Source organism: Acinetobacter sp. SwsAc2, assembly GCF_013391465.1.
Lineage (GTDB): Bacteria > Pseudomonadota > Gammaproteobacteria > Pseudomonadales > Moraxellaceae > Acinetobacter > Acinetobacter johnsonii.
The window spans coordinates 1-18490 of sequence record NZ_JACBEZ010000036.1 but is presented as its reverse complement, the minus strand read 5'-3'; the positions used below and the strand labels follow the sequence as shown (position 1 = coordinate 18490).

Genomic DNA, 18490 nt, shown 5'->3' with positions numbered 1-18490 from the left:
AGATTCTGCCCACAACATGATTTACAACTTTGATTCTTCTCCCCTGAGACCTGACTTTGTCATGGCTTTCATGTAAAATCACTGGCAATTTTTATATAACACGTTGTGAGTTATTTCATGGGTTTTAATTGCGGTATTGTCGGCTTGCCGAACGTTGGTAAATCTACACTTTTCAATGCATTGACTAAAGCTGCTATTGCTGCTGAAAACTTCCCATTCTGTACCATTGAACCAAACACAGGCATCGTTCCTGTGCCAGATCCACGTTTAGACAAACTTACCGCGATTGTAAAACCTCAGCGTGTGATTCCAACAACGATGGAATTTGTAGACATCGCAGGTTTAGTTGCTGGTGCATCTAAAGGAGAAGGCTTGGGGAACCAATTCCTTGCAAATATCCGTGAAACGGATGCGATTGCTCACGTTGTACGCTGTTTTGAAGATGAAAACGTCATTCACGTTAACGGTAAAATTGACCCGCTTGATGACATCGCAACCATCAACACGGAACTTGCACTTGCTGACTTAGAAACTGTGACAAAAGCAGTGACTCGTTTAGCAAAATCTGCAAAAGGTGGCGACAAAGAAGCGCTCGCAACCAAAGCGGTTTTAGACAAAATTTTACCTTTACTTGATGAAGGTAAACCTGCTCGCGCAGCTGACCTAGACGACGACGAACGTAAACTGGTTCGTGGTTTTGGTTTAATGACTTTAAAACCAACCATGTATATTGCGAACGTTGCTGAAGATGGTTTTGAAAACAACCCACATTTAGATGCTGTGAAAAAACTGGCAGCTGAAGAAAATGCAATCGTGGTTCCGCTTTGCAACCAAATCGAAGCTGAAATTTCACTGCTTGAAGATGAAGACCGTGCTGAGTTCCTTGAAGCTTTAGGCATGGAAGAGCCGGGTCTAAACGTGGTAATTCGCGCGGGCTATGGTCTTTTAGGTTTACAGACTTACTTCACGGCGGGTGTACAAGAAGTTCGTGCTTGGACCGTTAAAGTGGGTGCAACTGCACCACAAGCGGCGGGTGTGATCCACACTGACTTCGAAAAAGGCTTTATCCGTGCTGAATGTGTTGCTTATAACGACTTCGTTCAATACAACGGTGAAGCAGGCGCGAAAGAAGCAGGAAAATGGCGTTTAGAAGGTAAAACGTATATCGTTCAAGACGGTGATGTTCTACACTTCCGCTTTAACGTATAAGTCGTTCCGAATATAAAAAAACCCGATACCCATCGGGTTTTTTTATAAGCTTAAACCAATCTTAAAAACAGCATTAAATAACATATGAACACCTGATCCGTTTGGATCTCACACAATATTATCACTTCTATTCTTTCGTATTATCGCTAATTTAATCACAGGCATTAATGCCTTCATTGAACAAACGAAAATGAAAAAGATCAGCACATTTATTGCAGCAGGTTTATTCACAACGCTTAGCGCTACAGCATTTGCATGCCCACAAGGAACAACACCGTCGGGTGGTACAGGTGCAAATCATAAAGGTGGTAAGTGCGTCGCAACCATGAACGTGACGAAACATGATCAGGTAATGAAACAAGACAAAACAGCCAAACATGATCCAGCCATGAAGCAAGATAAAATGGTGAAACATGATTCAATGAAAGCCAATGAAATGGCCAATAAATCCCATAAAGATGCTCATGCTCCAAGCCCGAATACACCCAAAGCTCAACCAGATACACGTAAAGTCGCGAAGACATCTTAAAACAGCAGAAAAAAGCCAGTGAAATTCACTGGCTTTTTTCTCGATAAAATAATTCAGTTAATGTGATGTCACAGAGACATATTTATCATCCATTGCAGCACGCTGTTTACGCGCTTCATCTAACATACGTTGTTCGATGTCTTTTCTAAAACCAAGCATAAACACCATTTCCGCCAAAACAAATAATGGTCCGATAGCTAGGCCAATCACATCATCCATAAAGGCCGGTTTTTTCTTCTCATAGAAATGCCCGACAAACTGGAACGCCCAGCCGACGACAAAAATACCAATACTGAGACTTAACCAAAGTCCCAAATCAAACTGTGAAATTTTATATGCCAATGGATAAGCCATGGCATAGATTACTAACATGATCACACCAAAAATTCGATCTAGGCTTAAGTAGTAAACAATACTCGCTAATATCAAAACCATCGCCAAGGTAATTTCAAAACTGCCAATAGTCATGCCAGCTCTTGCGGTTAAGCACATAATTGAAAACACAATCAACGGAATACCCACAAAGTGGGTCACGATATTTTTATGATCAAGATGATAAGCTGCATACTGACTTAATAATTTTTCTAATTTATTCATACTGTATTTCCTTATTGCATGATATTGATCACGATATAGAATAACTTTAAAGGAAAACAGCTCATAAAGTTGTCGTCGACCTGACAAGTTGCTCGATCAATCACGAAAGGACGCGGAATGCTGGAAGTTCAACATCAACAACAATTACTCAATAACAATTGGTTCGCCAAACTACCACAAGCCTATCAACAGTATATTGTGCAACATGCCAAATATATTGAGGTTGCAAAAGACCAAGCTGTTTTTCACTCTGGAGATTTATTTGATGGCATCTATGCAGTCTTGAACGGCGCAATTCGTTTAGGTCATGTCGACATTGAAGGTAAAGAAGCCGTTGCAGCAATCGCTGAACCGATTATGTGGTTTGGAGAAATTTCGTTAATTGATCAGCAACCGCGTTCGCACGATGCGATTGCTATTCAAAAAAGCACCCTGCTCCATCTGCCTAAACGCGATGTTGAGGCGTTTATCCAAGCTACCCCAGAATTTTGGTTTCATATTGCACAGCTTGCTTCACAGAAGTTACGCCTCGCTTTTTTAGAACTGATCGCAATCCAAAGTCAAAATATCAGTCAACGACTGGCTCAACGCTTACTGTTTATTTTAAGCGGTTATGGCAACCATCTGTCGATTACCAATGATGAAATCCATTTATCACAGGAGCAACTGGCTCAAATGCTGATGTGTTCACGCCAAACCATCAACCAAGAACTTCAAAACTTAGAAAAACAAGGAATACTGGCAATTGCTTTTAAAAAGATTAAGATTTTAGATCCTGCAATGCTGCATAAAATGGCACATAGCTCAGAATAGGCAATCAAGTGTGCGCCTTAAGAGCGCAATTCATATAAAAAAGATGTATAAAAATATTGCTTACACGGCGTAACGTCTTGACTATTTTTCTCAACGACTTTGGACTGCTGTGGCAGCATTTGACCAATAATTAATGTAAACATCACAAAAACTAATTTTTTAAATTAACGCTTAAAATTCGACTCAATTCAGATATTTTACTGCATTGGGATAATGTACTATTTTTATTATATTTTTCATTAAAGCTCTAACCATAAAAAAGCGAGTTTTAAAAACTCGCTTTTGGGCATGCTATTTCGGTCTTAGACGCCTACTTTTTTAGGATCCGTATTGCCTAAACTTGGATTATCAATTGCGCCCCGACATTGTGCTTTATCACGTTCATAATCGCTCTGTTTCTGTGCAACACTTGACGAACCGTCTAAGGTCTCACGTGCCCATACTTCTAAGCTGGTCAAGGCTTTACGACACAGTGCGTATTTTCCTTCGGTTACTGAGTCTGTCATTTTGACATTAATACGCCAGTCCGTACTGAGTTTACGTGCAGGATGACGGACTTTGGCTTCAATCTGATCCAATTGCTTGTTATACACCAAGCCATCTACTTCATTGATAAACACCCAAGCACGCTGGGCATATTCCGTAGCATCATTGGTAATTTTTGGCGCAGCCTTAATTTCTACTTTTTGTTCAGGAGCTTGCTCTGACTGCCCACAAGCTTGCAAAAGTAAACTGCTTACAATAATTGCAGTCAGCCCTAAAGTACGTAATTCGAGCTTCAACATGGTTAAACGCCTCAACAAACAATTGGGCACTATGCTAGTGAATTCAGTTACAATACACAATCAATTTTGACCCATTGATAAAGTCTTCTTCAAGGTGTGTTGTGTCCGAACTTAATCCCACTCCTGCACAAGCTGCTGGCTTTTGGCAAGGGGCTAAGGATAGCCAAGCGATTATCTTTACCTATCTACCTGTTTCTTTTGCCTTTGGTGTATCTGCAACCCAGTTTGGCTTTAGTGCATGGGAGGCTTTATTTTTATCCTGCTCAATGTATGCAGGGGCCAGTCAGTTTTTAGTCGTTGCACTATTGGGTAGTAGCACGTCTATTTGGATGACTGCCCTCACTGTGATTGCCTTAGATATTCGTCACTTACTCTATGGCCCTGCGCTACAAAACTTAATTCAAGATAAACTGAACCTAAAGAAAACTGCTATTTGGTCATGGGGGCTAACCGACGAAGTTTTTGCCTCAGGCATGATTAAACTGTCACAACGTCGCCAAGAGTGGTCTGAGTCTTGGATGCTGGGCTTAAGCCTGTTTAGTTGGCTCGCATGGGCTACAGGTTCTTTTCTAGGTGGAATGTTTGCAGACCAAGTCAGTCATTTACCCCAGTTTTTACAAGCCGCTCTAGACTTTCTACTACCTGCACTGTTCTTAAGTTTCTTATTGGCAGCATTTGAAAAGAAACATACCTTCGTGGTGGCTGTGACCATTCTTGTATCTGCCATTGCCTGCTATTTTATTGACTTATCTGCTGCAATTTTTATTGGTATCAGTTCAGGTATATTTGCAGGTTTGTTTAAACACTATGTACTGAAAAAACCAGACCCTGAACATATGGGAGATCAAGCATGAATATCGAAATTATCTTGGTCGGCATTGTAGTGGGTATTGCAAATTTTGCCTCACGCTTTGGCCCATTCTTCGTCATTCAAAAGTTCCAACAAGGTTCACAAAAGCGCGGTGCTCTATGGTTGAAGATTGCATTAGGTTCGATTGGTATCGCGGCGATCAGTTCAATGCTCGTGGTTGCTACTTTGCCACCACTGTTAGATACACCCAATAAAAGTTTTGCCATGTTAGTCGGCTTCATCGTATTAGCTGGACTTTATTTCAAGTTTAAGCAAATCGTCCCTGCCACACTCACCGCGGCGCTTAGCTACGGCTTGGTTTACACCTATATTCCTATGCCTTTTTAACCCATATCTTGCATCCATCAAAACTTAAAGTGCTATTTGAAGCGATTCATCTGTGCAAGTCATTTCCAGCTTGATTGTAAAAGTTTATTGAGCATCTTTTTACATGAAAATTTTGATGTTGGAATGCACAGCATTATAAAAAAAATTGTTGGACAATATCATTAATTTATGTGAATGAACCCTGAACACTTTTAAGAGTTCTGCTATGCTAAAAGCCCATAAAATCAAGCATGGATGATTTACATGAGCGTTACTATTGGTACTCCACTTCAGCCTTCAGCATTTAAAGTTCTGCTATTGGGTTCTGGAGAGCTTGGGAAAGAAGTTGTGATTTCTTTACAACGTTTAGGTGTAGAAGTTCATGCTGCTGACCGTTACGATCATGCTCCTGCAATGCAAGTGGCACACTATGCCTATACCTTAAATATGGCAGATGCGACAGCGCTTAAACAACTCATTCAGGACGTTAAGCCGAATTTAATTGTTCCCGAAATTGAAGCCATTGTGACACAAGTATTGGTTGAAATCGAACAAGATAATATTGCGACAGTCATCCCCTCTGCAAAAGCGGTCAATTTAACCATGAACCGTGAAGGCATCCGTCGTTTAGCTGCGGAAGAACTGGGCTTACCTACATCGGCTTACCGTTTTGCAGATACTTTAGAATCTTTCCGTGCTGCATGTGATGACATTGGTTATCCAAACTTTGTTAAACCGGTCATGTCCTCTTCTGGTAAAGGCCAATCCCGCGTAAAAGAATTTTCAGAAGTAGATGCTGCTTGGGAATATGCGCAAACAGGTGGTCGTGTAAACCAAGGGACTGTGATTGTAGAATCGCAAATTGATTTTGATTTTGAAATTACGCTATTAACAGTTCGCTCTAAAAACCCTGAAACAGGTGAAATTGAAACGTCGTACTGTGACCCAATTGGTCACCGCCAAGACGCAGGCGACTATGTGGAAAGCTGGCAGCCTCAAGCCATGACACCAGCCGCACTTGACGAAGCAAAACGTATTGCCAATAAAGTCACTATCGCATTGGGTGGCTGTGGTATTTTCGGTGTAGAACTCTTTGTCAAAGGCGATAAAGTGTGGTTTAGTGAAGTATCACCACGACCACATGACACTGGTCTTGTGACGCTTGCCTCTCAGTTCCAAAGTGAATTTGAACTACATGCACGTGCGATTTTGGGTCTACCTGTAAATACGGCACGTCATAGCGTTGCAGCGAGCGCCGTGATCTATGCTGGCGTAGATGATAATAACTTATCTTTTTCTGGCTTAAATCTTGCTTTGGCAAACCCAAATACTGATTTACGCATTTTTGGTAAACCAGAAGGCTTTACACGTCGCCGTATGGGTGTTGCGACAGCACGTGCTGAAACAACCGACCAAGCGCGTGAACTAGCAGCACAAGCTGCTGAACTGGTTAGCGTTCATCAAAATTAAGCGTTGTTAAAATATACGGATACGGTTCATGATCAATACTTCTCCACTGCTTAACTATGTCAGCAGTAATCACGACATCAAAGCGATTAATCAATGGCGTAGTGATGTCGAAAATCAATTACAAGAAAGTTTTGATCATGGCCAATCCATTCGTGATGTCATTTTAACGCGTTCAAATATGATCGATGAAGCACTTATTTTCCTATGGAAATATGCAAAACTCGATCAGACAGACTTAAGTTTATTTGCTGTCGGTGGCTATGGTCGCCGAGAGATGCTGCCTTACTCAGATGTAGACATCATGATCTTGTCTGAAGATGAGTTTAGCGAAGAACAAGAGAAAATCATTTCAGTCTTTATTTCCTCACTTTGGGATGTCGGCAATTTCAAGCCCGGCATTAGTGTACGTACCATTGCCAACTGTGTTGAACAAGCAACCTCCGACTTAACAGTTGCCACAGCCCTCATTGAGTCCCGTTTAATTACAGGCAATGAACACTTAGCCAAATGGCCGCGACGCATTGTTTCGCAAACATGGACAGATAAAACCTTCTATGATGCAAAAATGGAAGAACAGGCCAAACGCTATGCACAGCATAACTTTACGGAAAGTAATCTAGAACCCGATATTAAAAACGCGCCAGGTGGCATTCGGGACATTAACCAAATTGGTTGGATTGCTAAGCGGCATTTCCGCGTCAACCGTATTTATGACTTGGTGCACTTAGGCTTTATTTCAGAGTTTGAGTTGGGTGTATTAGAAGAAGCCGAAAGCTTCCTCTGGGAAATTCGTCATCACCTACACCGCCTCACTAAACGTGATGAAAACCGTTTACTGTTCGACTATCAACGTGACATTGCAGCAAAGTTTGGCTATGTGCGTGAAGAAGGTAAATCACCGAATTATCCAATTGAACAATTCATGAAGCGTTACTATCGAAGCGCTCAACAAGTCACCACGCTGAATGAAATGCTGTTGGCTTATTTCAATGAATCTGTGATTACCCCACGCCTACCGAACTATGAGCGTAACATTGAAGAAATCAATGAAAATTTTAAACTAGTCGACGGCAAACTAGCCGTTCAACACCATAAAATTTTCTCTGAAAACCCAAGTGCTATTTTAGAAATTTTCTATATATTGGCTAATCGACCTGAAATTACAGGCATTCGCGCGCGCACTCTACGTCTGTTAATTTTGGCAGCTAAACGCATTGACCAAAAATATAGAGATAATCCATCACATCAAGCCCTGTTTATGGCCATCATTCGCTCACCCCATCGTTTATATGAAACCATGGTGGCAATGAAACGTTATGGCGTTTTAGGCAACTACATTCCTGCGTTTGGGCAGATTATGGGGTTGATGCAGTATGACTTATTCCATATCTATACCGTAGATGCACATACTTTATTATTACTGCGCAACTTAAACCGTTTCAAAGAACCTGAGTTTGCTAAAGACTTCCCTGTCGTCAGTTCAGTGTTCCAACGTCTGGCACGTCGTGACATTGTTTATTTGGCTGCCATTTTCCATGATATTGCTAAAGGCCGTGGCGGAGACCATAGTGAGCTAGGTGCAACCGATGCGATTGAATTCTGTCGTAGTCATGGTTTTACCGAACGCGAATGCAACCTTGTCGCATGGCTCATCCAAAACCATTTACTCATGTCCGTCACTTCTCAAAAGAAAGACATTTCTGACCCCGATGTGGTTAAAGCTTTTGCTGAGAAAATGGGCGACATGGAACATCTCGACTATCTATATACGTTGACAGTTTCGGATATCAATGCAACCAATCCTTCACTTTGGAATACGTGGCGCGCATCTCTTATGCGTCAGCTCTATACCCATGCACGTGACGTGATTCGCTCAGGTTTAGGCCGTCCTGTGGACTATCAAATGCTCATCGAGGACACCAAGTTTTCTGCCAGCGAACAACTGGTCGAAGAGTTTGCACTAGATGATGTCGAAAAAGTCTGGCAAGAACTGGGGGATGAATATTTCCTCAAAGAATCTGCTGATGAAATTGCTTGGCACACACGCGCTATTTTACAGCACGGTGACAACCCTGAACCGCTGGTTTTAATGCGTGCCCAGCGTAAATTTGCTCAAGATGCGGTACAAATCTTTATTTATACCCAAGATCAGCCCAACCTGTTTGCGACAACAGTTGCTATTCTCGATCGTATGAACTTGGATGTACAAGATGCACGTATTATTACCGCGACCAAAGCATTTAGCTTAGACACTTATGTCGTGCTTGACCGTTTTGGTACGCTGCTAACCGACCCTGAACGTGAAGCCAAAGTACTGTCAGCATTAAAAGATGCCTTAGCCAATTCAGATAAATACCCTGGGCTCATGCAACGTCGTATCCCACGTCAACTACGCCATTTCGACATTGAAAACACCGTTGATATTACGCTGAATGAAGCACTGCAACAAAACATGGTCGAAATTGCAACACTTGACCATCCTGGCTTACTTGCCAAAGTGGGCGGGTTGTTTATGATGCAAGGGTTAGATATTCACTCTGCTAAAATTGCCACCCTAGGTGAGCGTGCCGAAGATATTTTCTTTGTCACCAAAAAAGATGGTCAACCCATGACCGAAACTGAAGCTGAAACTTTTGCTGCACAACTAAAATCAGCCTTAGATGAAGCCTCTAGTCAGGTCTGTGGTCAACATTAACAATACACACTGGTATTTTGTTTCATGAACTCGAGTTTATCCCTTTTACACCCTTATCCTTTTGAAAAGTTGAATAAACTATTTCAGGATATTACTCCCGCAGACTTACCTCTCATTCCATTATCGATTGGTGAGCCTAAGCATCCTGCACCCGAGTTTGTGAAACAAGCCATTATCGATAATTTTCAGCATTTATCGACCTATCCAAACAGTAAAGGTATACCCGAATTACGCACCAGTATTGCAAACTGGCTAACCCGTCGTTTTCAACTCAATCAGATTAGTGTAGAAAACAATATATTACCTGTTTCTGGCACCCGTGAAGCAATCTTTTCTTTTGTACAGGCATTGGTAAATCGTGAAGATGCGCCTTATGTGGTTATGCCTAACCCGTTCTACCAAATTTATGAAGGTGCCGCTTTACTTGCTGGAGCAAAACCGTACTTTGTAAATTGCACCGAAGAAAATGGTTATCTCGGTGACTTTGATGCTGTACCTGCTGAAGTCTGGGAGAAAACTGCCCTATTATTTGTCTGTACACCAGGCAATCCGACTGGTGCTGTGTTATCAAAAGAACAATTCAAAAAATTAATCGCACTTTCAGACCAATATGGTTTTGTGATTGCATCGGATGAATGCTATTCAGAGCTTTGGTTTGATACTGCACCTGTGGGCTTACTCGAAGTTTGTGCTGAAATAGGCCGAGACGACTACAAAAACTGTGTCGTATTCCACTCACTGTCTAAGCGCTCAAACTTACCAGGTATGCGTTCTGGCTTTGTCGCGGGTGATGCAGCATTGCTCAAGCCTTATTTGCAATACCGTACGTATCATGGTGCGGCGATGCCTGTACAGCACCAATTGGCTTCGATTGCAGCATGGGATGACGAAGCGCATGTTGAAGCAAATCGTGTGCAATATCGTGCAAAATTTGATTTATTTCAAAAGGAATTGGGCCATATACTGCCCCTACAAAAACCAGATGCAGGTTTTTACTACTGGTTAAAAGTAGATAATGACGAAACTTTTGCAAAAATGCTCATGGAAAAAGCACATGTCAAAGTGCTTCCTGGACGTTATTTGTCACGCGATACTGAGCAAGGTAACCCAGGCGAAAACCATGTACGTCTTGCGCTAGTTGCAGATCTTGCACAGTGTGAACAAGTCATTGCTCGCCTTAAAGCAATTTTATAAATAAGCTCATCTAAAAAAGAAAACCTCCTATAAAGGAGGTTTTCTTTTTTTCATTCGATTAAAAATCAAATGATGCACTAAGCATAAATGTTCGCGGTAAACCAGCAACTAAATAGCCATTATTGGTGTTGCTTGTATTGTTAATATTGTCATATAGACCAACAGAACCCCAATAATCCTGATCAAATACATTATTCACAAGGAAGTTAAATGTTGTTGGGGTTTGACCAAACTGAGTTCTATAACTTGCACCTAAATCAAGCGTAGTCCAATCTTTAACTTTCAAATTATTGTCCAAGCTTGCATAAGTTGAACCTGTATAAGTCAATTGGGCATTCAAAGAAATATCTTGCGGGAGTGGTAATTTCCAATTCGTGCCTAGGTTCGCCTGAAACTTTGGAACCCCTACTTCATAATTTCCATCATAAATAGCTGAGCCAGTATTCTCTTGCGTCGCATGCATCCACGTTAAACCACCTAAAACAGTCAAGGAGTCTGTAAGCTTTCCATAACTGCTCAGTTCTAGCCCCCGATGAACGTATTCACCAGAATCACTAAATACACCATTTTGCATAATGCCACGTTGTTTATTAATATCAAATAAACTTAATGTCACCCCAAGATGGTCATTTTCATATTTGGCACCTACTTCTTTCTGTTCAGCCACAAACGGTTTAATCGATGTGGTCACCCCACCAGTTGTATTTGTTAGACCCTTCGCTAAAGATTCAATGTAGTTGGCATAAACTGAAACTTCTGGAGTAATTTTATAGGTTACTCCAAGTGCAGGCGTCCATTTACTCTCATCATATGCCCCTGTTTTCACTTGAGAATAATTATATGTATCTTGGAGAATCTGCTGATAACGCGCACCCAACATGATAATTAATTTATCATCTAATGCAGTCAGATTATCCCCAATAGCAACACTTCTTAAGCGCGTCCGAGTGGTCAATTTCGGACTATCCATATCTCCACCTGAGAATGCTGGTGTTAAAGCAGCAGGTTGGTCATGTTGAATAGGATGATAAATATTAGAGTTCAATGGATTCCCTGAATCCATAAAATAGGCATTTCTCGTATTTAGTTGAAATGCTGATCCAGAAACAACTAAATTATGTTTAATTGAACCTGTATCGAACTTTCCACGTACCCCTACCTCACCTGTATTGACCATGTCTACACGAGCATTGTCAAAACGGTAGAGTGTACTAGCACCCGTTGAAGCATTTCTTAATGTGTAGCTTGCCAGTGAGTTTTGTTCTTCGCCATGACGGAAACCATATGCTGCATATGCAGTTAGTGCATCATTAAAATCATATTCCGCACGGTAACTTCCAAAAACATTCTCTTCATTTGAATAAGACCATTTTTGAGCATAATTACTAGAACTATCAATAGCCTTTGGTACCAACGTTAACCCAGCACCCAATGTTACATTTGGTCGAGTTGCATTTAAGCGATTGTTGCTATAGCCCATATCACCCGAAAGGCGTAGGCCCTCACCACTATAATCTAGTCCAATAGCAGCAAGCCCTAATGATTTCTTTTCATCATCAACAGACGTATTTCCATCATGGTAGGCGGTGTTTACTCGTACACCAAATTGCTGATCTTTACCAAAACGTCGTGAAATATCATTTGAGATATAGCCACCATTAAAATCGGTACCCACAGTTACCCGATTTAATGGCTCATTTCCTGCTCGTTTTGGTAGAAGATTGATTGCTCCACCGATCCCACCATTACTTGGCATAGCACCGTTTAAAAACGATGAGGCACCCTTTAATACTTCCACACGCTCAAAAAGTTCTGTTGGAATATATTGACGCGGTAATATTGAATATAAACCATTATAAGCAGTGTCATCTGACCCTAAGTTAAAACCACGGATATAGTAGTTTTCTTGAAAATTACCATATCCTCGCCCAACACGTACACTCGGATCTGCTTTTAGCACATCCCCAACACTCTTTGCTTGACGCTCTTGAATATATTGATTGGTATAGCTAGTTAAATTAAATGGCGTATCAAGATTTTTTTGATTCCCAAAAATCCCAACTCGGCCGCCACTTGCAACCTGACCACCAGCGAAAGCTTCCATTAAACCATTTGCAGAAGCATCGGCACTTGCAACTATACGGATTGTTTCCAAAGCTGTAAGATTACTCGCCTGAGATGATGAGTCAGATTCAACGACTACTGGAGCTTCGGCAGCATATGAAATACTGTACCCAGATACACATGCCATCATTAACACCAATGGTTTCAGCTTAACCATTTCCTACCCTTTTTCATCAATCTAAAATTCGAGCCTGATAGTAAATGAGAATTGATCTTAGTCAAACTGATTTAATTCTCATTTAAATTGTAAATTCAAATGAGAATTAATTATTCCATTGTTATAACTTATGACGTCAGACAACTGATTGACTTTTACTTTAAGATTCTCATATTACTAGCCCATCTAATAGCAAAACGATTGCAAAAGAGGCAAAGCAGCACCCTGACATCTTATAAAGCCAATTGAGTCGCTGGGTTAAAAAATGATTCCAACGCTTCCAACTCAATAACTTAAGCAACAGCAGATTCCACATCAGAACCAGTGCCACCATCCAGAGACTCATTAAAAGCAAAGTATAAAAATCAAATTTTGAATAAACCAGCAATATCAAACTACTATAGAACATCATATTTTTAGGATTCAGCAAACTTGACTGTAAACCTTGAGTAAAACATAGAATTCTCGTTTGAGGAGGTGCAGGATCACGCGCTTGAACTTCAACACTCTCATGATGCTTATAGCGAAAACATTGCATAGACAAATACAATAAATAAGCAACACCTAATCCGCGTAGCAACAGCAGAACATAAGCATGAATATGCCCAAGCCACCCCAGTAAAGTAAAAATAAGCGCTAGAATAAAAACATTCCCAGCTACAATACCGAAAACTGTATATCGTGCCCTTCGTTGACCACTGTTTAATGCCGTCATCAGTATCAGGAAAAAATCGGGGCCAGGAGAAAGCAAAGCCACAAAATGCGTCACAGCAATAACAATAAAAAGCTCCATCACTAATCTCTCTTTAAAAGTGAGACAAGCCTAACGATGGATGAAGATCAACTCTTGGATAAAATTGCGCGATGTTGCTTTTGATAGAGCTTAGGCGTAGTGCCCGTTAAATTTTTAAAAACACGATGAAAATGACTTTGGTCACTAAAGCCCAGCGTATAACTCAGTTGCGCTATATCCATACCTTGTTTTAAAAAGGTACGTGCATCATTAATTTTATGATTCAATTGATAAGCGTGCGGCGTCATACCTAAAGACGATTTAAATAGCCGAATAATGGCATACCGACTCAACTGGACTTCTTGCGACATTTGCTCTAATGATAAAAACACATCAGCATCCTGAATCATCGATAAAAGCTGCTTAAACTCTTGCTGTGCATAGTGTTGAGGAGCAAGAAATTCTAGCTGAATATATGGAAATAAAAGCTCAGTAAGTGTTGTGATTAAGGTTTGTTCTTTTTCCCAATAAGACAGTGCAGTATCAAATAATTGACTGTTAAGACAACTGAAGTCATGATACATCTTAGGCTGTTTATACAGCACGGGTTTGAACTGCGGTATGTCTTGATAAGCATCTTTATGTGCAGTTTCTTGTAATAACTGATTCAACCAATGTGCATCTAAATGCATCATTTGGTAGCTCCAAGCCTGATCTGGAACAGGATTACACGCATGTTCTACATGTGCAGGAACCAATACCAAAGTACCAGCGTCTATTTGTTGCGTTCCACCGAAGTGGCTAGTGAAAATGCTGTTACCTTGATCCACCGTTCCAATTGAAAATGTCGGATGACTATGGGCTTTATAACAAGCACGACTTGCACATGCCCGACGTGTTTCCACATAAGGCATGTGTGGGTCACTCCAAAATTCAACTAAAGCACCTTGCTCTTTCATCACTGACGATACATCAACCGATTATTGTTGTAATGCTTTTTCAATATCTGCCTGAATGGCTTCAGGCTTGGTGGTTGGCGCATAACGATTAATTACTTTGCCATCTTTACCAATCAAGAATTTTGTAAAATTCCACTTAATGCCGCTGCCGAGAATCCCTTTGCTGTTATTGGTTAAATAACGGAATATGGCGTGGGCTTCAGGGCCTTTAACATCAACTTTGGAAAACATGGGAAAAGTCACCCCATAGTTTTTCTGACAATACGTTCCTATTTGCTCATTGCTACCCGGATCTTGCCCCCCAAACTGATTACAAGGGAAGCCTAACACCTCAAACCCTTGTGCATGATATTGCTCGTAAATTTTTTCTAATCCCGCAAATTGTGGTGTAAACCCACATTTACTGGCCGTATTGACGATGAGCAGCACTTCGCCCTCATAGTCAGCAAAGGCTTTATTTTTTCCATCTAACAATTCCGCTTCAAACTGATAAATGTTGGTCATGGATAAGTATCCTCATCACTTTTTTCTTGTGTTTCTAGTTCTAATGAAGCCGAGTTTACACAGTAACGTAAACCTGTAGGCTCAGGTCCATCTGTAAAAACATGGCCTAAATGAGCATCACAGTGATGACATACAATTTCGGTACGCACCATGCCATGTGTTGTATCTTGATGCTCTTCTATCACAGTCGTATTGAGTGGCTTATAAAAACTTGGCCAGCCGCAACCACTGTCATATTTATTTTCAGAATTAAATAATGGCGTACCACAGCAGCGACATACATAAGTGCCGGCTTGTTTAGTATTCCAATATTTCCCCGTAAAGGCTGGTTCCGTCCCCTTTTGTCGCGTAATGCGAAATTCGTCAGGTGATAACTCTCTTTGCCATTCTCGGTCTGTTTTATTGAGTTTTCCCATGATCACGTCCCTTTCTATCTTGCTATTTAAAATAGGATAATCCTATATTTACGTGATTCAACTTAAAATTTCTAGTGTTTAGTTCACAATTTACAAAAGACCTATAATTCCAATAAAAGCAAAAAGAAAGCAATTAATAAAAATGGTAAGCAATTTATTTTCTTAAATGCTTTTTTGTGAGCAAATTTAGTGTTAGTCTTATTGACATTCTTGCTCAGGATTAAAAAAATGTCGCAAAAAAAGAGCGTTATTTTTAAACATCTACTGCCTGTGATTAAACAATATCAACAGGTGGGTTTTACGCATGAAAAAATTGTTGCTTTACTCAGAGATGAACATGATCTCGACCTGGTGACAACTGAAACATTTAAAAGCTATTTATACCGTTATGCAAAAGTGACCTCCACTCTTTCCGAGAACATCAAAATGCCGAACACTCTCCAAACCCCACGCGAAATAAAAAAATCGTCTAAGCTCGAGCATGTATGCTACGACATCCGTGGACCAGTGTTACGAGCGGCCAATGAAATGGAAGAAGCCGGCCATAAGATTATCAAACTCAACATTGGTAACCCTGCACCGTTTGGTTTTGAAGCTCCTCAAGAAATTATTAATGATGTGGCTTTAAACCTGCCAAATGCAGTGGGTTATACCGACTCAAAAGGGATTTTCCCTGCGCGTAAAGCCATCTGTCAGTACTATCAGCAAAAAGGCATCTTAGATATGCATGTCAATGACGTGTATATCGGAAATGGTGTCTCTGAATTGATTATGATGGCCATGCAAGGCTTGTTAGATGATGGTGACGAGATGCTCGTGCCAATGCCTGACTACCCCCTTTGGACGGCTGCGGTAAATCTTTCAGGCGGTACAGCTATTCATTATAAATGTGATGAAGAAAACTTTTGGTATCCCGATATTACGGATATGGAGAGTAAAATCACACCACGTACCCGTGGTATCGTGATTATCAATCCAAACAACCCAACAGGTGCAGTTTATCCACGCCATGTACTTGAGCAAATCGTCGCATTGGCTAAAAAGCATGATTTGATTTTGTTTGCAGATGAAATTTACGACAAAATCGTTTATGACGGTATTGAACATGTTTCTGTAGCAGCATTAGCTGGTGACCAACTCTGTATCTCTTTCAATGGTTTATCTAAAGCATACCGTATTGCGGGTTACCGTTCAGGCTGGATGGCAATCACAGGCGATAAGTCTCGTGCAGTCGACTATATTGAAGGTCTAGACATGCTCGCTTCTATGCGTTTGTGTGCTAACCACCAAGCTCAGTATGCCATTCAAACTGCTTTAGGCGGCTACCAGTCAATCAATGATTTAATTCGCCCAGGTGGTCGTTTATACGAACAGCGTAATATCGCTTGGCAAATGTTGAATGACATTCCAGGCGTATCGTGTGTTAAACCTGAAGGCGCAATGTATTGCTTCCCGAAATTGGACCCAGAAATCTATCCAGTTCAAGATGACGAAAAACTGATGCTTGATCTACTTCGTGCGGAAAAAGTACTTCTGGTTCAAGGCACAGGCTTTAACTGGCCAACACCAGATCATTTCCGTGTGGTGTTCTTACCTGCTGAAAATGAACTACGTGAAGCTATTACCCGAGTAGGTCGTTTCCTTGCGAAAATGCGTTAATTGATCACTTAAAAAAGCCGTACTTTATGTACGGTTTTTTATTTACAAAACTGTAATACTTCACTTTTTAAGTTTGGCATAAGTTTAAATTAAGCAGCCACATTGCTGTGATTCCATGTAAATGATGGGGAGTCGCTTATGGGGACAATTGCGGTAACATCTTGGAAATACAATGCTTCCACACGCTATTTAAAAATTTTCTATGCCGATGGTTCAGGCGAGCTGTACCACCCTGTGCCTGAATTTATTTATAACAACTTAGTTCGATGTAATAATAAAACAGCTTTTGTTCATAAATATTTAGAATATGATTTGCACTTTACGCGCTTAAGTATTCATTAATTTTTGAATCTCAAACAATCAGGATTTATCCTGATTGTTTTTCATGATCCCACGTCACCACCAACAAGCCGGCACCAATCGCTAATGTAGACAGGTTAAACTGCTCGTCCTGCTGAATAATCGCGATGAAGTCCGTGACTTGATCTGCATGCGATAGAACATTATCAACCACCAAAACTCCGCGTGAAACACACATTAGTCGTTTCAAATCTGGCCAATAGTCGACATAAGCATCACGTTCAGCATCTAGCAATATAAAATCAAAGATGGCTTGCGACTGCTTCAAATATTCAGCTGCATCACCCACCCAAAACTCAACACCATTGGATAAATTGAAATCCGCAAGATGGCTAGCGGCTTGTTGACTTCTCCCAGCATCAATTTCTAAAGTGGTTAATCGAGCATTCACTTGTTGCGCTGCATAAGCCAACCATAAGGTTGAGTAACCTGTTGATGTTCCTATTTCTAATATCTGCTGAGGCTGCTGAATATGAACCAGTTGCGCCAAAAATTGTGCAGACTCAGGCTCAATATTGCGAAAGCGCGCAATACGATCTGCTTGCGTACTGTCATGTTCTTGAAAGCGTTGATATAAAGCCGATACTTTACTCAAAAATTCTGCATGCATCATCAAATCCCCCTCTACTTTACTTAGCTTCGTTTATACTTCTTGAATCAGCTTAAAGCGCTCAACTTCACGGTCATCTTCTAGCATTACCGTTTCAGTAAACATGACAAGTGGACGTACCCAAATCGAGTAATCACCATATAAACACTGATAAACCACCAGTTTTTCTTCGGTTTCACTATGTGTCGCTACATGTAAAACTTGATACAGTTGCCCTTTATAATGCTGATAGATACCGCGCTGTAATTGCATCGCTTGCTTCCCTATTTTTTAACTGTCTCGATCATACCTAATTTATACGGCTTAAACTGCAAATCACTTGAAGAATCATTTAAATCCCCCATATAGCTTTATGAAATGATTGAAGAAAACATCTTTAAATCTATAAAACCGATTATTAAAATAAAAACAAACTGTTTTATCTATTTTTAGATTTACTCTATGATTCTTCTATCAAATAATTTTACAGACTGCTTTGGAGAGCTTAACAATGTTAGAT

19 protein-coding genes are annotated in these 18490 nt (G+C 40.7%); 10 read left to right on the top strand and 9 right to left on the bottom strand.

The features are described from left to right. Window positions 1-117 precede the first annotated feature (117 nt). Together ychF and HYI04_RS13945 are read left to right on the top strand one after the other, a co-directional pair. Window positions 118-1209 carry a redox-regulated ATPase YchF gene (gene ychF / locus HYI04_RS13950; RefSeq protein ID WP_004693442.1) on the top strand — a complete coding sequence of 364 codons (1092 nt, stop codon included), beginning with the start codon at window positions 118-120 and terminating at the stop codon, window positions 1207-1209. Window positions 1210-1399: 190 nt separating this feature from the next. Further along, a complete protein-coding gene (locus HYI04_RS13945; protein ID WP_010326582.1) occupies window positions 1400-1738 on the top strand; it encodes a hypothetical protein in 339 nt (112 codons plus the stop codon). 57 nt (window positions 1739-1795) lie between these two features. On the opposite strand, the gene HYI04_RS13940 is transcribed toward HYI04_RS13945, so the two are convergent. Next, a complete protein-coding gene (locus HYI04_RS13940) occupies window positions 1796-2335 on the bottom strand; it encodes a DUF962 domain-containing protein (RefSeq protein WP_010326581.1) in 540 nt (179 codons plus the stop codon). Window positions 2336-2452: 117 nt separating this feature from the next. Here HYI04_RS13940 and HYI04_RS13935 point away from each other — a divergent pair, with 117 nt between their 5' ends. After that, complete coding sequence (locus HYI04_RS13935) at window positions 2453-3148, top strand: Crp/Fnr family transcriptional regulator (RefSeq protein ID WP_010326580.1); 696 nt, start codon at window positions 2453-2455, stop codon at window positions 3146-3148. A 302-nt stretch (window positions 3149-3450) separates the two neighbouring features. Here HYI04_RS13935 and HYI04_RS13930 read toward each other — a convergent pair whose 3' ends face one another. Then, window positions 3451-3933 (bottom strand): hypothetical protein, encoded by a 483-nt coding sequence (locus tag HYI04_RS13930; protein ID WP_004693449.1) that lies wholly within the window; start codon window positions 3931-3933, stop codon window positions 3451-3453. Between the two features lie 101 nt (window positions 3934-4034). On the opposite strand from HYI04_RS13930, the gene HYI04_RS13925 reads away from it, so the two are divergent. The 5 genes from HYI04_RS13925 to dapC all read left to right on the top strand — a co-directional run bounded on the left by HYI04_RS13925 (window position 4035) and on the right by dapC (window position 10469). Continuing rightward, window positions 4035-4787: an AzlC family ABC transporter permease gene (locus tag HYI04_RS13925; protein WP_010326579.1), complete on the top strand. Its 753-nt coding sequence runs from the start codon at window positions 4035-4037 to the stop codon at window positions 4785-4787. Beyond that, window positions 4784-5131, top strand: a complete 348-nt coding sequence (gene ygaH / locus HYI04_RS13920; protein WP_004980107.1) for an L-valine transporter subunit YgaH — start codon at window positions 4784-4786, stop codon at window positions 5129-5131. The genes HYI04_RS13925 and ygaH overlap by 4 nt, the downstream gene beginning before the upstream one ends. A 234-nt stretch (window positions 5132-5365) precedes the next feature. Beyond that, window positions 5366-6580: a formate-dependent phosphoribosylglycinamide formyltransferase gene (gene purT / locus HYI04_RS13915; protein ID WP_171056718.1), complete on the top strand. Its 1215-nt coding sequence runs from the start codon at window positions 5366-5368 to the stop codon at window positions 6578-6580. A 28-nt stretch (window positions 6581-6608) separates the two neighbouring features. Beyond that, entirely contained in the window at window positions 6609-9275 is a 2667-nt protein-coding gene (gene glnD, locus HYI04_RS13910) for a [protein-PII] uridylyltransferase (protein ID WP_010326577.1), read from the top strand. Between the two features lie 24 nt (window positions 9276-9299). After that, on the top strand, window positions 9300-10469 hold the full coding sequence (gene dapC / locus HYI04_RS13905; RefSeq protein WP_010326576.1) for a succinyldiaminopimelate transaminase: 1170 nt from the start codon (window positions 9300-9302) through the stop codon (window positions 10467-10469). Between the two features lie 58 nt (window positions 10470-10527). On the opposite strand, the gene HYI04_RS13900 is transcribed toward dapC, so the two are convergent. The 5 genes from HYI04_RS13900 to msrB form a co-directional block, all read right to left on the bottom strand. Continuing rightward, window positions 10528-12750: a TonB-dependent siderophore receptor gene (locus HYI04_RS13900; protein ID WP_010326575.1), complete on the bottom strand. Its 2223-nt coding sequence runs from the start codon at window positions 12748-12750 to the stop codon at window positions 10528-10530. 169 nt (window positions 12751-12919) lie between these two features. Next, window positions 12920-13543, bottom strand: coding sequence for a LysE family translocator (locus tag HYI04_RS13895; RefSeq protein WP_010326574.1), 624 nt, complete (start codon window positions 13541-13543; stop codon window positions 12920-12922). A gap of 47 nt (window positions 13544-13590) precedes the next feature. After that, complete coding sequence (locus HYI04_RS13890) at window positions 13591-14442, bottom strand: AraC family transcriptional regulator (protein ID WP_010326573.1); 852 nt, start codon at window positions 14440-14442, stop codon at window positions 13591-13593. Between the two features lie 21 nt (window positions 14443-14463). Further along, the gene (locus tag HYI04_RS13885) at window positions 14464-14946 is read right to left on the bottom strand and encodes a glutathione peroxidase (protein ID WP_010326572.1); all 483 of its coding nucleotides are present in this window, start codon (window positions 14944-14946) and stop codon (window positions 14464-14466) included. Further along, window positions 14943-15362, bottom strand: a complete 420-nt coding sequence (gene msrB / locus HYI04_RS13880; RefSeq protein ID WP_005399615.1) for a peptide-methionine (R)-S-oxide reductase MsrB — start codon at window positions 15360-15362, stop codon at window positions 14943-14945. The genes HYI04_RS13885 and msrB overlap by 4 nt, the downstream gene beginning before the upstream one ends. A 228-nt stretch (window positions 15363-15590) precedes the next feature. Between msrB and HYI04_RS13875 the strand changes: the two genes are divergently transcribed. Then, window positions 15591-17021 (top strand): pyridoxal phosphate-dependent aminotransferase, encoded by a 1431-nt coding sequence (locus HYI04_RS13875; RefSeq protein WP_010326571.1) that lies wholly within the window; start codon window positions 15591-15593, stop codon window positions 17019-17021. Window positions 17022-17159: 138 nt separating this feature from the next. Next, window positions 17160-17363, top strand: a complete 204-nt coding sequence (locus tag HYI04_RS13870) for a KTSC domain-containing protein (RefSeq protein WP_004980128.1) — start codon at window positions 17160-17162, stop codon at window positions 17361-17363. Window positions 17364-17388: 25 nt separating this feature from the next. Here the strand turns inward: HYI04_RS13870 and HYI04_RS13865 are convergent, their stop codons facing one another. Continuing rightward, a complete protein-coding gene (locus HYI04_RS13865) occupies window positions 17389-17994 on the bottom strand; it encodes an O-methyltransferase (protein WP_010326570.1) in 606 nt (201 codons plus the stop codon). A gap of 30 nt (window positions 17995-18024) precedes the next feature. Next, window positions 18025-18243, bottom strand: coding sequence for a DUF1653 domain-containing protein (locus tag HYI04_RS13860; protein WP_010326569.1), 219 nt, complete (start codon window positions 18241-18243; stop codon window positions 18025-18027). Window positions 18244-18490: the final 247 nt, after the last annotated feature.

What these genes read in the sequence shown, in the direction of transcription:
- HYI04_RS13940 (WP_010326581.1), bottom strand. Translation starts at nt 2,335, where the DNA reads ATGAATAAATTAGAAAAATTATTAAGTCAGTATGCAGCTTATCATCTT.
- ygaH (WP_004980107.1), top strand. Translation starts at nt 4,784, where the DNA reads ATGAATATCGAAATTATCTTGGTCGGCATTGTAGTGGGTATTGCAAAT.
- HYI04_RS13895 (WP_010326574.1), bottom strand. Translation starts at nt 13,543, where the DNA reads ATGGAGCTTTTTATTGTTATTGCTGTGACGCATTTTGTGGCTTTGCTT.
- HYI04_RS13885 (WP_010326572.1), bottom strand. Translation starts at nt 14,946, where the DNA reads ATGACCAACATTTATCAGTTTGAAGCGGAATTGTTAGATGGAAAAAAT.
- ychF (WP_004693442.1), top strand. Translation starts at nt 118, where the DNA reads ATGGGTTTTAATTGCGGTATTGTCGGCTTGCCGAACGTTGGTAAATCT.
- glnD (WP_010326577.1), top strand. Translation starts at nt 6,609, where the DNA reads ATGATCAATACTTCTCCACTGCTTAACTATGTCAGCAGTAATCACGAC.
- HYI04_RS13890 (WP_010326573.1), bottom strand. Translation starts at nt 14,442, where the DNA reads ATGAAAGAGCAAGGTGCTTTAGTTGAATTTTGGAGTGACCCACACATG.
- purT (WP_171056718.1), top strand. Translation starts at nt 5,366, where the DNA reads ATGATTTACATGAGCGTTACTATTGGTACTCCACTTCAGCCTTCAGCA.
- HYI04_RS13875 (WP_010326571.1), top strand. Translation starts at nt 15,591, where the DNA reads ATGTCGCAAAAAAAGAGCGTTATTTTTAAACATCTACTGCCTGTGATT.
- HYI04_RS13870 (WP_004980128.1), top strand. Translation starts at nt 17,160, where the DNA reads ATGGGGACAATTGCGGTAACATCTTGGAAATACAATGCTTCCACACGC.
- HYI04_RS13930 (WP_004693449.1), bottom strand. Translation starts at nt 3,933, where the DNA reads ATGTTGAAGCTCGAATTACGTACTTTAGGGCTGACTGCAATTATTGTA.
- dapC (WP_010326576.1), top strand. Translation starts at nt 9,300, where the DNA reads ATGAACTCGAGTTTATCCCTTTTACACCCTTATCCTTTTGAAAAGTTG.
- msrB (WP_005399615.1), bottom strand. Translation starts at nt 15,362, where the DNA reads ATGGGAAAACTCAATAAAACAGACCGAGAATGGCAAAGAGAGTTATCA.
- HYI04_RS13865 (WP_010326570.1), bottom strand. Translation starts at nt 17,994, where the DNA reads ATGATGCATGCAGAATTTTTGAGTAAAGTATCGGCTTTATATCAACGC.
- HYI04_RS13935 (WP_010326580.1), top strand. Translation starts at nt 2,453, where the DNA reads ATGCTGGAAGTTCAACATCAACAACAATTACTCAATAACAATTGGTTC.
- HYI04_RS13900 (WP_010326575.1), bottom strand. Translation starts at nt 12,750, where the DNA reads ATGGTTAAGCTGAAACCATTGGTGTTAATGATGGCATGTGTATCTGGG.
- HYI04_RS13945 (WP_010326582.1), top strand. Translation starts at nt 1,400, where the DNA reads ATGAAAAAGATCAGCACATTTATTGCAGCAGGTTTATTCACAACGCTT.
- HYI04_RS13860 (WP_010326569.1), bottom strand. Translation starts at nt 18,243, where the DNA reads ATGCAATTACAGCGCGGTATCTATCAGCATTATAAAGGGCAACTGTAT.